Origin of the sequence: Pantoea sp. EA-12, assembly GCF_030053355.1 — a bacterium.
Taxonomy (GTDB): Bacteria; Pseudomonadota; Gammaproteobacteria; order Enterobacterales; family Enterobacteriaceae; genus Pantoea; species Pantoea vagans_C.
Map to the genome: position 1 here is coordinate 1 of NZ_JASGBY010000017.1, position 14,348 is coordinate 14,348.

13 protein-coding genes are annotated in these 14,348 nt (G+C 52.3%); 7 read left to right on the forward strand and 6 right to left on the reverse strand.

The genetic code is table 11. The annotated features are described in order from the left end of the window. Nucleotides 1–156 precede the first annotated feature (156 nt). Nucleotides 157–663 carry a molybdopterin-guanine dinucleotide biosynthesis protein MobB gene (mobB, locus tag QMZ30_RS20910; RefSeq protein ID WP_283228825.1) on the reverse strand — a complete coding sequence of 169 codons (507 nt, stop codon included), beginning with the start codon at nucleotides 661–663 and terminating at the stop codon, nucleotides 157–159. Continuing rightward, nucleotides 660–1,235, reverse strand: a complete 576-nt coding sequence (gene mobA / locus QMZ30_RS20915) for a molybdenum cofactor guanylyltransferase MobA (protein WP_283228826.1) — start codon at nucleotides 1,233–1,235, stop codon at nucleotides 660–662. Before mobA ends, mobB begins: the two co-directional genes overlap by 4 nt. Before the next feature lie 71 nt (nucleotides 1,236–1,306). Here mobA and QMZ30_RS20920 point away from each other — a divergent pair, with 71 nt between their 5' ends. The 5 genes from QMZ30_RS20920 to spfP all read left to right on the forward strand — a co-directional run bounded on the left by QMZ30_RS20920 (nucleotide 1,307) and on the right by spfP (nucleotide 6,750). After that, the gene (locus QMZ30_RS20920) at nucleotides 1,307–1,582 is read left to right on the forward strand and encodes a YihD family protein (RefSeq protein ID WP_039328039.1); all 276 of its coding nucleotides are present in this window, start codon (nucleotides 1,307–1,309) and stop codon (nucleotides 1,580–1,582) included. 46 nt (nucleotides 1,583–1,628) lie between these two features. After that, nucleotides 1,629–2,615, forward strand: coding sequence for a serine/threonine protein kinase (locus QMZ30_RS20925; protein ID WP_039328041.1), 987 nt, complete (start codon nucleotides 1,629–1,631; stop codon nucleotides 2,613–2,615). Nucleotides 2,616–2,641: 26 nt separating this feature from the next. Further along, complete coding sequence (gene dsbA / locus QMZ30_RS20930) at nucleotides 2,642–3,271, forward strand: thiol:disulfide interchange protein DsbA (RefSeq protein ID WP_038644001.1); 630 nt, start codon at nucleotides 2,642–2,644, stop codon at nucleotides 3,269–3,271. 366 nt (nucleotides 3,272–3,637) lie between these two features. Next, nucleotides 3,638–6,427: a DNA polymerase I gene (gene polA, locus QMZ30_RS20935; RefSeq protein WP_283228827.1), complete on the forward strand. Its 2,790-nt coding sequence runs from the start codon at nucleotides 3,638–3,640 to the stop codon at nucleotides 6,425–6,427. A gap of 275 nt (nucleotides 6,428–6,702) precedes the next feature. Further along, nucleotides 6,703–6,750, forward strand: a complete 48-nt coding sequence (gene spfP, locus QMZ30_RS25930; RefSeq protein WP_071892919.1) for a small protein SpfP — start codon at nucleotides 6,703–6,705, stop codon at nucleotides 6,748–6,750. Nucleotides 6,751–6,836: 86 nt separating this feature from the next. Here spfP and yihA read toward each other — a convergent pair whose 3' ends face one another. Next, nucleotides 6,837–7,478 carry a ribosome biogenesis GTP-binding protein YihA/YsxC gene (gene yihA, locus QMZ30_RS20940; RefSeq protein ID WP_039328050.1) on the reverse strand — a complete coding sequence of 214 codons (642 nt, stop codon included), beginning with the start codon at nucleotides 7,476–7,478 and terminating at the stop codon, nucleotides 6,837–6,839. Nucleotides 7,479–8,032: 554 nt separating this feature from the next. Between yihA and yihI the strand changes: the two genes are divergently transcribed. Both yihI and hemN read left to right on the forward strand, forming a co-directional pair. Next, a complete protein-coding gene (yihI, locus tag QMZ30_RS20945) occupies nucleotides 8,033–8,554 on the forward strand; it encodes a Der GTPase-activating protein YihI (protein ID WP_283228828.1) in 522 nt (173 codons plus the stop codon). A gap of 236 nt (nucleotides 8,555–8,790) precedes the next feature. After that, a complete protein-coding gene (hemN, locus tag QMZ30_RS20950) occupies nucleotides 8,791–10,164 on the forward strand; it encodes an oxygen-independent coproporphyrinogen III oxidase (RefSeq protein ID WP_283228829.1) in 1,374 nt (457 codons plus the stop codon). A gap of 49 nt (nucleotides 10,165–10,213) precedes the next feature. Here hemN and glnG read toward each other — a convergent pair whose 3' ends face one another. The 3 genes from glnG to glnA all read right to left on the reverse strand — a co-directional run bounded on the left by glnG (nucleotide 10,214) and on the right by glnA (nucleotide 14,274). After that, nucleotides 10,214–11,623 carry a nitrogen regulation protein NR(I) gene (gene glnG / locus QMZ30_RS20955; protein WP_039328060.1) on the reverse strand — a complete coding sequence of 470 codons (1,410 nt, stop codon included), beginning with the start codon at nucleotides 11,621–11,623 and terminating at the stop codon, nucleotides 10,214–10,216. 7 nt (nucleotides 11,624–11,630) lie between these two features. Continuing rightward, the gene (gene glnL / locus QMZ30_RS20960) at nucleotides 11,631–12,680 is read right to left on the reverse strand and encodes a nitrogen regulation protein NR(II) (RefSeq protein WP_039328063.1); all 1,050 of its coding nucleotides are present in this window, start codon (nucleotides 12,678–12,680) and stop codon (nucleotides 11,631–11,633) included. 184 nt (nucleotides 12,681–12,864) lie between these two features. Continuing rightward, nucleotides 12,865–14,274 (reverse strand): glutamate--ammonia ligase, encoded by a 1,410-nt coding sequence (gene glnA, locus QMZ30_RS20965; protein WP_097095542.1) that lies wholly within the window; start codon nucleotides 14,272–14,274, stop codon nucleotides 12,865–12,867. Nucleotides 14,275–14,348 lie beyond the last annotated feature (74 nt).

Sequence of the window (14,348 nt, forward strand, 5' to 3'; positions counted from 1 at the left end):
CTCAGAAGTGAAACGCCGTAGCGCCGATGGTAGTGTGGGGTCTCCCCATGCGAGAGTAGGGAACTGCCAGGCATCAAACAAGTGAAGAAGCCCTGAACGAAAGTTCAGGGCTTTTTTACGTCTAAGATTCAGCCACCTCTTCCAAAAAATCTCTGTTTATTTGCCCCTTTTCAGCCACTCTTCAATAAAATTAGCCACCTTAACTGTCTGATTAATATCAAGGAGAGGCAGGTTGATTGCCAATTTCTCATCGCTTGCCACAGCAATCACATATTCATCCAATAAATCGGTCACTTCACCTTTAACACCGTGCCGCCAGAGGGCAATTTTGGGCACAGGTTCGCCCTTAAAGCCTTCAACCAGCACCAAATCCAAGATTGAACTGTCCATTTTGGCCGCTAACGCCGTCAAATCTAACGGCTGATCCGGGGTTTCGCACATCAAAGCCCAGCGTTGGTGACTGGCAACGATCACCTGATCGGCACCCGCTTTTCGCAGCAAATAGCTGTCCTTTCCCGGTGTATCAATATCCATTTGATGGTGAGTGTGTTTGATTAACCCTGTACGAATGCCTCGCTCCTTGAGTAATGGGATAACCTGCTGCAACAAGGTGGTTTTCCCTGTCCCGCTCCACGCCACAACCGCCAGCAACGGCACGCTCATGACAGGTTCTCCTCATTCATCAAATCGTCTGGGGTATTGATGTTGCGAAACGCCGACTCAGGATCGGTAAATGTCACCGCATGGCCGCCGTGCTCCCGTAGGAACTGCATTAAACGTCGCTCACCGCGTAACAGCCAGGCTTCCAGATCATCGGCTAATGATCGATGAACCAGCGCTAATGCGGGATGATCACGCTGCGTCGAACGTACCCAGACAGCGGGGGCATTGCCGCGCTGCTGCCATAAACGTGCGACGAAATCCTCTGGCAACCAGGGCGTATCACAGGCGCAAAAGGCGACCCATTCGGTTTTGCTGTTCTGCAAACCACTCAGCATGCCAGCCAGAGGCCCTGGGAAATCAGACATAGAATCAGTAATCACCTGACAGCCGCTATGCTGATAACGATCAATGTTACGGTTCGCGCTTATCAACACAATATTGACCTGCGGCATGAATCGCTGCAGAACGTGCTGATAAAGCGGTTTGCCCTGCAGCTCCAGCAGCCCTTTATCCTGACCTCCCATACGGCTGCCTTGCCCACCAGCGAGGATCACGCCAGTAAATGCTGTCATTTTCGTCTCCTTAGCTATTCTGGACGATACTTGCATCACGGCAGCGTACCACCTGCATAAAGGAATCAACGATGAAATATCACCGCCTTAATGAACTCCTCGAACTCCTGCAACCGGCATGGCAAAAGGAGTCGGATCTTAACCTGCTGGCATTTTTACAAAAATTGGCGCAGGAATCCGGTTTCAGTGGCCCATTAAGTGAATTAACCGATGATGTATTGATTTACCATCTCAAGATGCGTGATGCTGACAGCCATGCTGAAATTCCCGGACTGAAAAAGGATCACGAAGTGGACTTCAAAACTGCGCTATTACGTGCGCGCGGTGTGATTAAGGATGATGAGTAGTGTTATCCTTGCGCATGACTTGCAACGGTAACCTACAGACAAAATGATGAGCGAAGCTGCCTTTACTTTCCAGACGTTGGACCCTGATGTCATCCTCGATGCACTTTGGGATGCGGGTCTGCGTGTCGAATCAGGCCTAACCGCCCTCAATAGCTACGAAAACCGTGTTTATCAGTTCAGCGATGATGAAAAGCGTCGCTATGTGGCCAAGTTTTATCGTCCACAACGCTGGAGTGCGCAGCAGATTCATGAAGAGCATCAGTTCACACGGGATCTGTTGGCAGATGAAGTTCCGGTGGCTGCGCCATTGACGCTGCAAGGCAGCACGCTGAACCAGCATGCCGGATTCATGTTTGCCGTTTTCCCCAGTCTGGGAGGACGACAATATGAAACAGATAACGAAGAACAGATGGAGTGGGTGGGGCGTTTTCTGGGCCGCATCCATCAAACCGGTCGTCAGAGTCTGTTTCAGCAGCGCCCAACAATGGGTCTGGAAGAGTATGTGTTCCAGCCTCGTCGGGAACTGGAGCAAAGCACACTGGTGCCTGGTGCGCTGAAAGACGCACTGTTGAACGCTGTAGATAAACTCAGCAGCACGCTGCAGCAGTGTTGGCACAGCCAATGGCAACCACTTCGGCTGCACGGTGACTGCCATCCGGGTAATATTCTATGGCGCGATGGCCCGATGTTTGTCGATCTGGATGACGCGCGTAATGGCCCGGCCGTGCAGGATTTATGGATGTTGGTGAATGGCGATCGTCAGGAGCAACTGATCCAATGGGACATTCTGCTGGAAGCATATAATGAATTCAGTGACTTCGATTTACATGAATTGTCACTGATTGAGCCTTTACGCGCTATGCGCATGGTTTATTATTTGGCCTGGGTGGTACGCCGTTGGCAGGATCCCGCTTTTCCGCGCGCTTTTCCCTGGATGACCGATGAGGATTTCTGGCGCCGACAGATTGCACTATTTATCGAGCAGGAGAGGCTGTTACATCAACCCCCGTTGCAGCTTAGCCCGCAATTTTAATGAAGTACTCAGGAGATTTTTTCACGATGAAAAAGATTATGTTTGCGCTGGTAGGATTAATGCTGGCATTTGGCGCTTCAGCCGCACAGTTTAACGACGGCAAACAGTTCGTTACGCTGCCAAAGCCGGTTGCGGGTGAACCGCAGGTGCTGGAGTTCTTCTCCTTCTTCTGCCCACACTGCTACCAGTTCGAACGTGTTTATCACGTGAGTGATGCAGTGAAAAAGAACCTGCCAGCTGACACCAAAGTGACGAAATATCACGTCGATTTCCTGGGCGGCGATTTCGGCCCAGTCGTCACGCAGGCTTGGGCTGTGGCGATGGCCTTAGGTGTGGAAAGCAAAGTCACTGCACCGATTTTTGATGGCATCCAGAAAACCCAAACCATCACTGATGCAGCAAGCCTGAAAGCGACCTTCATCCAGGCGGCGGGCATCTCTTCTGAAGATTATGATGCTGCATGGAACAGCTTTGCGGTAAAAGCGTTAGTGGCGCAGCAGCAGAAAGCAGCCTCTGACCTGAACTTGCAAGGTGTGCCTGCGATCTTCGTTAACGGCAAATACATGGTCAACAATGGCGGCCTTGATACCAGCTCTATGGACAATTTCGTTGCTGATTATGCCAACGTAGTGAAGTTCCTGGTTGAGAAGAAGTAATCAAGCTTGATAAAACGCCGGCAATGTCGGCGTTTTATCGCCATTATCACTGTGCAATACTCATACTCCTGTTAACCCTCCGCTTAATATCCACATGGACGATCACCTTTTTAAAAAGGTGTTGTGCATCACGGTAAGTTGATAACTATTTGAATATAAAGTTTTTTTATCAGTAAAATGATTGCAATTAACGTAAATAACAATACGTTATGATTTTTACGCACAAAGTTATCCACAACCCGATCCTTGCGATCTGCTCCGCGTAACCGCGAAAAAGATCCTGACTTCCCCGCACAGATTCAACATTCTTCTCTGGTTGTGGCATCCTTATAGCCCTCATTATCGCAACGAAGAAAATACGAACCTATGGCGCAAATTGCAGAAAACCCTCTGATTCTGGTAGACGGCTCCTCATATCTCTATCGGGCATATCATGCCTTTCCGCCGTTAACCAACAGTGCTGGCGAGCCAACAGGCGCCATGTATGGTGTGCTCAATATGCTGAAAAGCCTGTTGATGCAGTATCAGCCGAGCCACGTGGCTGTTGTCTTCGATGCGAAAGGCAAAACCTTCCGTGATGAGTTATTCGAGCACTACAAATCTCACCGTCCGCCCATGCCTGACGATCTGCGTGCGCAGATTGAACCGCTGCATGAGATGGTTAAAGCAATGGGTCTGCCTTTATTGGCCGTGACGGGCGTTGAGGCCGATGATGTTATCGGCACACTGGCGCTGGAAGCCGAGAAGCAAGGCCGTGCAGTGTTGATCAGTACCGGTGATAAAGACATGGCGCAGCTGGTCACGCCGGGCATCACGCTGATTAACACCATGACCAATACGGTGCTGGGCCCGGAAGAGGTTGAGCAGAAATATGGCGTTCCGCCGTCACTGATTATCGATTTCCTCGCCATGATGGGCGATAGCTCGGACAATATTCCCGGTGTGCCGGGCGTGGGAGAGAAGACGGCACAAGCACTGCTGCAAGGGTTAGGCGGCATGCAGTCGATTTACGACAATCTCGATAAAGTGGCCGATCTTTCGTTCCGTGGCGCGAAAACCATGGCGGCGAAGCTGGAGCAAAACCGTGAAGTGGCTTTCCTCTCTTATCAGCTGGCGACGATTAAAACCGACGTTGAGCTGGAGTTGGGCTGTGAGCAACTCACCGTCAACGAGCCTGACGTCGAAGCGCTGCAAACTTTGTTTGGCCGTTACGAGTTCAAACGCTGGATCACCGATTTACAAGATGGCACCTGGCTTCAGGGTAAGAAGAGCAATACCCAGGCTCAGAAATCGCTGGCAAGTGAACCTGTGGCCGCAGCCGCGGAAACAGCCAGCGTGCTGTCATCGGATGGCTACGTCACCATTCTTGATCAGGCGACCTTCGACGAGTGGCTGCAAAAGCTGAAAAATGCGGAGCTGTTTGCCTTCGATTTGGAAACCGATTCGCTGGATAACTGGAGCGCCAACATTATTGGTCTCTCCTTCGCGATCGCGCCGGGTGAAGCGGCTTATCTTCCTGTGGGCCATGACTATCTTGATGCACCAGACCAGCTGGACCGCAACGATGTCCTGAAACAGCTGAAACCGTTACTGGAGGATGCCAAAGCCGCGAAGGTGGGGCAAAACCTCAAGTACGACCGCGGCGTGCTCAAGAATTACGACATTGAGCTGAAAGGTATTAAATTCGACACCATGCTGGAGTCTTACTGCCTGAACAGCGTTGGCGGTAAACATGACATGGATAGCCTGGCGGCGCGCTGGCTGAACCACAAAACCGTGACCTTTGAAGAGATTGCCGGTAAGGGCAAAAATCAGCTGACCTTCAACCAGATAGCGATTGAGCAGGCCGCTCACTACGCCGCAGAAGACGCCGATGTCACGCTACAGTTGCACATGCAAATGTGGCCAAAGCTGGAGCAGGAAGCGGGGCCGAAGCAGGTGTTTACCGACATCGAAATGCCGCTGGTTACGGTGATTTCTCGTGTTGAGCGTAACGGCGTGTTGATCGATCAAAACATTCTGGCGAAACACTCGCAGGAGCTGACCATCCGTCTGGCTGAGCTTGAGCTGAAGGCACACGAATTAGCCGGTGAGCCGTTTAATCTCTCCTCGACCAAACAGCTGCAAACCATTCTGTTTGAAAAGCAGGGCATTAAACCCACCAAGAAAACGCCGGGCGGTGCCCCATCAACCAGTGAAGAAGTGCTGGCGGAGCTGGCTCTCGACTATCCGCTGCCAAAAGTGATTTTGGAGCACCGTGGTCTGTCGAAGCTGAAATCGACCTATACCGACAAATTGCCACTGATGATCAATCCGAAAACCGGTCGCGTCCATACCTCTTATCATCAGGCAGTTACCGCAACCGGGCGTCTCTCTTCCACCGATCCGAACCTGCAAAATATCCCGGTGCGTAATGATGAAGGTCGTCGTATTCGCCAGGCGTTTATAGCGGGTGCGGATAAGCGCATTGTGGCGGCTGACTACTCGCAAATTGAACTGCGTATTATGGCGCACCTGTCACAGGATAAAGGCTTGCTGGATGCCTTTGCGCAGGGAGAAGACATTCACCGTGCCACGGCGTCAGAAGTGTTTGGTGTGGCGCTGAGTAAGGTGTCAGGGGAGCAGCGTCGCAGTGCCAAAGCGATTAACTTTGGTTTGATCTATGGCATGAGCGCATTTGGTTTATCGCGTCAGCTGAATATCGGTGCCGGCGAAGCGAAGAAGTATATGGATCTCTATTTCGAACGTTATCCGGGCGTGCTGCGCTATATGGAAGAGACGCGTGCGCAAGCTGCGGAGAAGGGCTACGTTGAAACGCTTGAGGGCCGCCGTCTGTGGCTGCCGGACATCAATTCCAGCAACGCCATTCGTCGTAAAGCGGCTGAGCGTGCGGCGATTAATGCCCCGATGCAAGGCACGGCAGCAGATATCATCAAACGCGCGATGATTGCAGTGGATGGATGGTTACAACAGCAGAATGATGATGCAGTGCAGATGATCATGCAGGTACACGATGAATTGGTGTTCGAGATCCGCAATGATGCGGTAGAGAGTGCCAGTGCGACGATCCGTCAACTGATGGAGAGCAGCATGAAGTTGGATGTACCGCTGCAGGTTGAAGTCGGAACGGGTGATAACTGGGATCAGGCACACTAACAGGTGAATGTTGGCGGCATCGCGGTGCCGCTGACATCATCATAAGAAAAAAGTTTGATTAATCGGTTCAGCAAGCGCGCAAAGTCGCTTGTAAAATGCACGTTGGGTAACTGCTTATCCCCTAAGCATTTTTTTAGTAATTAAACTACATGCCTTAAGCCAAAGTGTGACGAACCTGGTAAAAAAGATGTCGGATCCTGAAACTTAACAACAAAAAACCCTTTGTCGGTCAGGAAAAATCAGGTAAAGTTCATCGCGTAGGGTACAGAGGTAAGATGTTCTATCTTTCAGACCTTTTACTTCACGTAATCGGATTTGGCTGAATATTTAGCCGCCCCAGTCATTTATGACTGGGGCGTTTTTTATTGGGCTTTTTCTGAAAAGCGGGCTGAAAAACCCGCTGGAGAGATTAAGCGGATGGTGCTTCGCTATCGCCTTCCTGAGCCGGTTCCAGTTCAGCGAACCAGCTGTCCAGCTTTTGACGAACGATATCCACACCCAGCTTTTTCAACGATGAGAACATCTCGACCTGCACATCACCCATAAAGCCCAATGCAGCTTCACGCACCATCTTGAGCTGTGCTTTACGCGCGCCTGAGGCCAGCTTATCCGCTTTAGTTAACAGTACCAGCACCGGAATACCACTCTGCACGGCCCACTCAATCATGTTCTGATCGAGGTCTTTCAATGGATGGCGGATATCCATCAGCACCACCAAGCCTTTCAGTGCCTGACGTTTCTGCAAATATTCAGACAGTGCGCGCTGCCACTTGCGCTTCATTTCTTCCGGTACTTCCGCGTAACCGTAACCTGGCAAGTCCACTAAGCGCTTACCATCAACCACTTCAAACAGGTTGATGAGCTGGGTACGGCCAGGCGTTTTACTGGTACGTGCCAGACCTTTCTGATTGGTCAGGGTGTTCAGTGCGCTGGATTTGCCCGCATTAGAGCGCCCGGCAAAGGCGACTTCAATGCCCGCATCCGCCGGCAAATGGCGAATATCCGGGGCGCTGAGCATAAAATGGGTCATGTGATAGTTCAAAGCAGACAAAGTAAAACTCCAGCAGAGTGATTCGGCAATTGGGCTGATTATACCTGTTATGGCGCAAAAGTGCCCGATGGCGTCTTAACGCGCTATTTTGTAAGAGATCAACGATTGTTACTGCCAGTCATTACCGCTTAATGGAATGTTCACATTAAGACTTGTTGTTAATAATCATGGTGTTAATGGAATCATGAAAAAGACCGCTCTAAATAAGAGACAAGTCTCACTTGTTCATTTTACTGATTGGTCTACATTGAGTGTCAGTGCACGGCAGCACCCATCAGGATGATGCGCTCAGGAGTGTCGGGGAAGACCAAGAGCATGGCAGGAAGTGATTCAGGCAAGAGTCAGACAAGGAAAAGGAATACTCGCAGGAGCGATGGGGCGAAGGAGCAACCGGGACGTGGTGAGCCGTAAAGGATTGATACCGTAATTCCTTCATGAGAAGGTGCGAAATAAGGCGATAGCATAGGCTATCGCCTTTTTTCTTTGCCCGCTTTCTGCTAGATTTCGCCGCAATTCTATACTGAATTCACTTAGCATCACTGAGACCGGACACCATGAAGCAACCTGCATCAGCCCCGCGTGGCAAACCTGCTGCAAAAGCCAAGCGCAAATCGCGTGAAGAACTCAACCAGGAAGCGCGCGACCGTAAACGCGATAAAAAACACAGTGGCCACAAATCTGGCAGCCGTGCCAATCCGGAAGTGCAAGCCGCAAATAAAGGCCAGGGTAAAAAAAGCCAGGACCCACGCGTAGGCAGCAAAAAGCCGATTTCGCTGGTGGCCGATGGTAAAACTCAGCCAGAGAAGAAACCCGCCGCGCAATCCAAGCCGAAAGCGGAGAAAGTGCGTTTAACGCCGCAGGAAGAGCTGGCCAAGCTGGAAAATGATGAGCGTCTGGATACGCTGCTGGATCGTCTGGAAAATGGCGAGACGCTGAGCGGCGAAGATCAGGCCTGGCTGGACCAAACCTTAGACCGCATCGACGAACTGATGGAAACCCTGGGCATTGCCTTGGATGACGAAGCGGAAGATGAGCAGGCAGAAGAAGATATGATGCGCCTGTTGAAGGGCAACTAAGGCACTTTTTGATCGGCATGCGTTTTACCGCATGCCGCGCTAAACAGGTATTCGCTTATGCTTTGGCCTGGATCAATTTTAGCGCTGCTACTGACATGTTATCTGCTGTGGTTATTGTTTAAACTACGCCGCCTGTCGCGTCTGAAGTCGCGTATACGCCGGCGTTCGGCTCACCGCTTCATCCACTCTTCTGCTACGCGTCCCTCTCTCAGACGACGTCACCGTAAGGAGTGAGCATGTCATCGCAGCAGATTGAATGGGATCAGCGCCTGATTGAAAAATACAATTACGCCGGCCCGCGCTATACCTCTTATCCCACCGCGTTGGAGTTTAATGAAAACTTCGGCGAGGCGGCATTTCAGCAAGCCGTTGAACGCTATCCTGAGCGCTCTCTGTCACTGTATGTGCACATCCCGTTCTGCCATCGTCTGTGCTATTTCTGCGGTTGCAATAAGATCGTCACGCGCCAGTTGCACAAGGCAGACCGCTATCTTGATGTGCTGGAACAGGAAATCCGTCAGCGAGCTCCGCTGTTTGCTGGTCGTCGCGTAACCCAACTACACTGGGGCGGCGGCACGCCAACCTTTCTTAACCCGGCACAGGTGAGCCGGCTGGTGGCACTATTACGCAGCCATTTTGACATTGCTGATGATGTTGAGATGTCGATCGAGGTCGATCCACGTGAAATTGAACTGGAGATGATCGATCATCTGCGTGCCGAGGGGTTTAACCGTCTGAGCATGGGCGTGCAGGACTTCAACAAAGCCGTGCAGGAGCGTGTTAACCGCGTTCAGGATGAAGAGACCATCTTTGCCCTGGTCGAGCGTGCTCGGGCGCAGGGGTTCCGTTCCGTGAGTCTCGATTTGATCTACGGCCTGCCGTTGCAAACGCCAGAGAGCTTTGCTTTTACCTTGCAGCGGGTAATCGCACTCAATCCCGACCGCCTTAGCGTGTTTAACTATGCGCATATGCCCACCCTGTTCGCGGCACAACGTAAGATCAAAGATGATGAACTGCCCAGTGCCGCCCTGAAGTTGCTGATTCTGCAGCAAACTATCGCCACCTTAACCCGCGCGGGTTACCAATTCATTGGGATGGATCACTTTGCCAAGCCAGATGATGAGCTGGCGGTGGCACAGCGTGCCGGTGTGCTTCATCGCAATTTCCAGGGCTACACCACCCAGGGAGAGAGCGATCTGCTCGGTTTCGGGGTGTCGGCGATCAGTATGCTGGGTGACGGCTATGCGCAGAACCAGAAAGATTTAAAGGCGTATTACCGCGACGTTGAGCAGCGTGGCAATGCCTTGTGGCGCGGCTTGACGTTAAGCGATGATGATTGCCTGCGCCGCGACGTGATCAAAGCGCTGATCTGTAATTTCTCTCTGGATTTTTCTGCCATTGAGGCGCAGTGGCCGATCGATTTTGACGACTATTTCGCAGAGGATTTAGCGCTGCTTGCGCCGTTAATGGCCGATGGCTTACTTGAACAGCATGGGCGCAGCCTGCAGGTAACGGGGATCGGGCGTTTGCTGATCCGAAACATCTGCATGTGCTTTGATCGTTACCTGCGCCAGAAAGCCCGCATGCAGCAGTTTTCACGTGTGATATAAAAACAAAAGGCGGCCTGAAGGCCGCCTGCGGTTGCACTAAGCTGCAATCTTACTCCATACCCAGTTCTTTCAATTTACGCGTCAGCGTATTTCGACCCCAACCGAGTAAACGTGCGGCTTCCTGCTTGTGCCCCTGAGTGTGGCGCAGTGCGGTGGTGAGCAGCGTACGCTCCATTTCCGGCTGAGCTTCAGAAAGCAGGTTTTGATGACCGGAACGCAGCGCGCGGTCCGCCCATTGTGCCAGCAGTGTTGCCCAGCTATCCGGCAGCGACTGCACCGGGCTATCTGGCGTGCTCGACTCAAACAGTTCCGGCGGCAGATCCTGAATCAACACTTCCTGGCCTGCTGCCATCACGGTTAACCAGCGGCAGGTGTTCTCCAGCTGGCGCACGTTACCGGACCAATGCAGACGCGTCAGTGCGGTTTCCGTCTCCTGGTGCAGAATTTTCGCTTCAACACCCAACTCACGCGCAGCCACCTGCAGGAAGTAGCGCGCCAGACGAGGGATGTCTTCGCGACGCTCGCGCAGTGGCGGCAGATGGACACGGATCACGTTGAGACGGTGGAACAAGTCTTCACGGAACTTGCCTTCCTGCACGCGCAGTTCAAGGTTTTGGTGGGTTGCCGCGATGATACGCACGTCCACTTTCACCGGCGCATAGCCGCCCACGCGATAGAACTGGCCATCAGCCAAAACGCGTAACAAGCGGGTCTGCACATCGAGCGGCATATCACCGATTTCATCGAGGAATAGCGTACCGCCATCAGCTTGCTCAAAGCGGCCCTGACGAATCTGGTTTGCCCCGGTAAAGGCGCCTTTCTCGTGTCCGAACAGCTCGGATTCGATCAGGTCTTTAGGAATGGCCGCCATATTCAGCGCGATAAACGGTGATTTAGCCCGCGGGCTATGGCGATGCAGCGCATGTGCCACCAACTCTTTACCGGTACCCGATTCGCCGTTAATCAACACACTGATCGACGAGCGCGACAAGCGGCCAATAATACGGAACACATCCTGCATCGCTGGCGCTTCGCCAATGATATCGGTAGTGGGGCCGCTCACCGGCTGATTGCGCGGCTGCTGCTGCTCCTGATAATGGCTAATCGCACGTTCAACCAGTGCCACCGCCTCATCGATATCAAACGGTTTTGGCAGGTAATCAAACGCACCCTGCTGATAGGCGCTCACTGCGGCATCCAAATCCGAATGCGCGGTCATGATGATCACCGGCAGCATAGGATGACGCTGTTTAATTTGTTTCAGCAACGCCAGCCCATCCATGCCCGGCATGCGAATATCTGATAACAATACATCTGGGGTTTTACTTGAGAGTGCATCCAGCACCTCATTGGCGCTGTCAAATGTTGCACAGCTCAAACCGGCTCCAGTGAGCGCACGTTCAAGCACCCAGCGGATGGAGCTATCGTCATCGACGATCCAGACTATCCCTCGTTGCATAGAAACCTCACTGGCGAATAGGCAGGTAGACCGAGAATTCGGTGTGTCCTGGCCAACTGTTAAATTCTATTTTTCCTGAGTGCTGATCGATCAGACTGCGGGCGATGGAGAGACCTAAACCGGTACCCCCTTCGCGTCCGCTGACCATCGGATAGAACAGCGTATCTTGTAGCTGGGCAGGTATGCCTGGGCCATCATCTTCAATATCAATGCGTGCCACTAAGCGATAACGTGTGCCGTGCAGCGTCAGTTGGAAAGCAGTGCGCGTGCGGATGACGATAGTGCCGCCTTCCTCACCCAGCGCTTGCAGGGCATTACGCACCACATTAAGCAGCACCTGCTCAATCTGGTCAGGGTCATGCGGCAGTTCTGGCAGGCTGGGGTCGTAATCACGCACCAGCGAGACATTGTCCGGTAACTCCATCGAGACCAGATTGACCACGCGCTCGGCCACCTGATGAATGCTTTGTGTTACATGCATACCCGGCTGTTGTGGCCCGAGTAAGCGATCGACCAGATTGCGCAGGCGGTCCGCCTGTTCAATGATGATCCGGGTATATTCATGCAGCGACGGATCGGGCAGGGCACGGGTTAACAATTGCGCCGCGCCGCGTAACCCACCCAGCGGGTTTTTAATTTCATGTGCCAGTCCGCGAACTAAATCGCGGGCAGCGACCTGCTGTGCATGTTGCAACTGTTCCTGGCTCAGGCGACGTTGATTATCCATCGGCGCCATTTCCAGCAAAATAAGGCCATCTGGCAGTCGTTGCGCCGTCAGCGACATAATGTGCGCTCGGCCATCAACCACCAAAGTGACTTCGCTGTCGGTAAAGCCCTGGCCTGCTCCAAGACTCTCGCTCATCACCTCAATATTCAGCGAAAAATAGCCGGTTAATTCCGGTAATGGCGTGCCGAACAATTTGCGTGAGCTTTGCGCCAGTAATTGCTGCGCTGCCGGGTTGGCATAATGGATAACCAGATCGTTATCGACCAGCAAAATACTGTTGATCAGAGAGTTGAGAATCTGCCCCGCATCGGGCAGCGTGCCAGTTGCCATACAGCGTTCCTCTGCACTAATTTAGTGCATTATAGCCTTTTTGGGCGGAAATCTGTCGTTGAAACGGTATTTTGCGGAGAAAAAAGCCCATCCGGAGATGGGCCAAAGTTTCCACGGCAATATAAAAAGTTTTCAGACTTTATGCGCCGCCAAAAAAGCGGCGCCCGAAGCCGAATTTTTTAAATTAAACGCTGTAGTACAGTTCGAACTCAACTGGGTGCGGAGTCATGCGCACACGGTCGTTGTCCGCTTTACGCAGTTCGATGTAAGCATCGATAGCGTCGTCAGTGAACACGCCGCCACGGGTCAGGAACTCGCGGTCTTCGTTCAGTGCGTTCAGTGCTTCTTCCAGAGAGCCTGCAACTTTTGGAATCTCAGCTTCTTCTTCCGGAGGCAGGTCATACAGGTTTTTGTCCATGGCATCGCCAGGGTGGATCTTGTTGATAACACCATCAAGACCCGCCATCAGCAGTGCAGTGAACGCCAGGTATGGGTTAGCCGCTGGATCTGGGAAGCGCGCTTCAATACGACGTGCTTTCGGGCTCGCAACCACTGGGATACGGATAGAAGCAGAACGGTTACGGGCAGAGTAAGCCAGCATAACAGGTGCTTCGTAGCCTGGGACCAGACGCTTGTATGAGTTAGTGGTTGGGTTCGCCAGGGCGTTGATCGCTTTAGCGTGCTTGATGATACCGCCGATGTAGAACAGAGCAGTTTCAGACAGGCCGCCGTACTTGTCGCCAGAGAACAGGTTCACGCCGCCTTTTGACAGGGACATGTGGCAGTGCATACCAGAACCGTTATCGCCGAACATTGGCTTAGGCATGAAGGTTGCAGTTTTGCCGTACGCGTGAGCAACGTTGTGCACCACGTATTTGTAGATCTGAATTTCGTCAGCTTTTTTGGTCATCGTGTTGAAGCGGGTTGCCACTTCGTTCTGACCCGCAGTTGCCACTTCGTGGTGATGAGCTTCAACCACCAGACCCATCTGCTCCATGGTCAGACACATAGCAGAACGGATGTCCTGAGCTGAGTCGACTGGTGGAACTGGGAAGTAACCGCCTTTCAGACCTGGACGGTGACCTTTGTTACCGCCTTCGTATTCTTTACCGGTGTTCCATGCTGCTTCGATATCGTCGATAGCAACGTGTGAACCTGAAGTAGATGAACCGAAACGAATGTCATCGAACAGGAAGAACTCTGGCTCTGGTCCAAACAGCACGGTATCCGCGATGCCTGAAGAACGCAGGAACTCTTCTGCACGCTTAGCAATGGAGCGTGGGTCACGGTCGTAGCCCTGCAGTGTGCCTGGCTCGAGGATGTCGCAACGAATGATCAGGGTAGAGTCTTCGAAGAACGGATCCATCACCGCAGTGGTCGCATCCGGCATCAGCACCATGTCTGATTCGTTAATGCCTTTCCAGCCGCCGATGGAAGAGCCATCGAACATTTTGCCTTCTTCGAAGAAGTCAGCGTTAACCTGGTGCGCAGGGATAGTAACGTGCTGTTCTTTACCTTTGGTATCGGTAAAACGCAGGTCAACAAACTTAACTTCGTGTTCGTTCATCATCGAGAGAACGTGTTCAGCGGACATACTCAACTCTCCTGGAAATGGTCATTATCGTCATGGTGAGAGAACTTCGTTGCCTGGAATGTGTCACGACTACT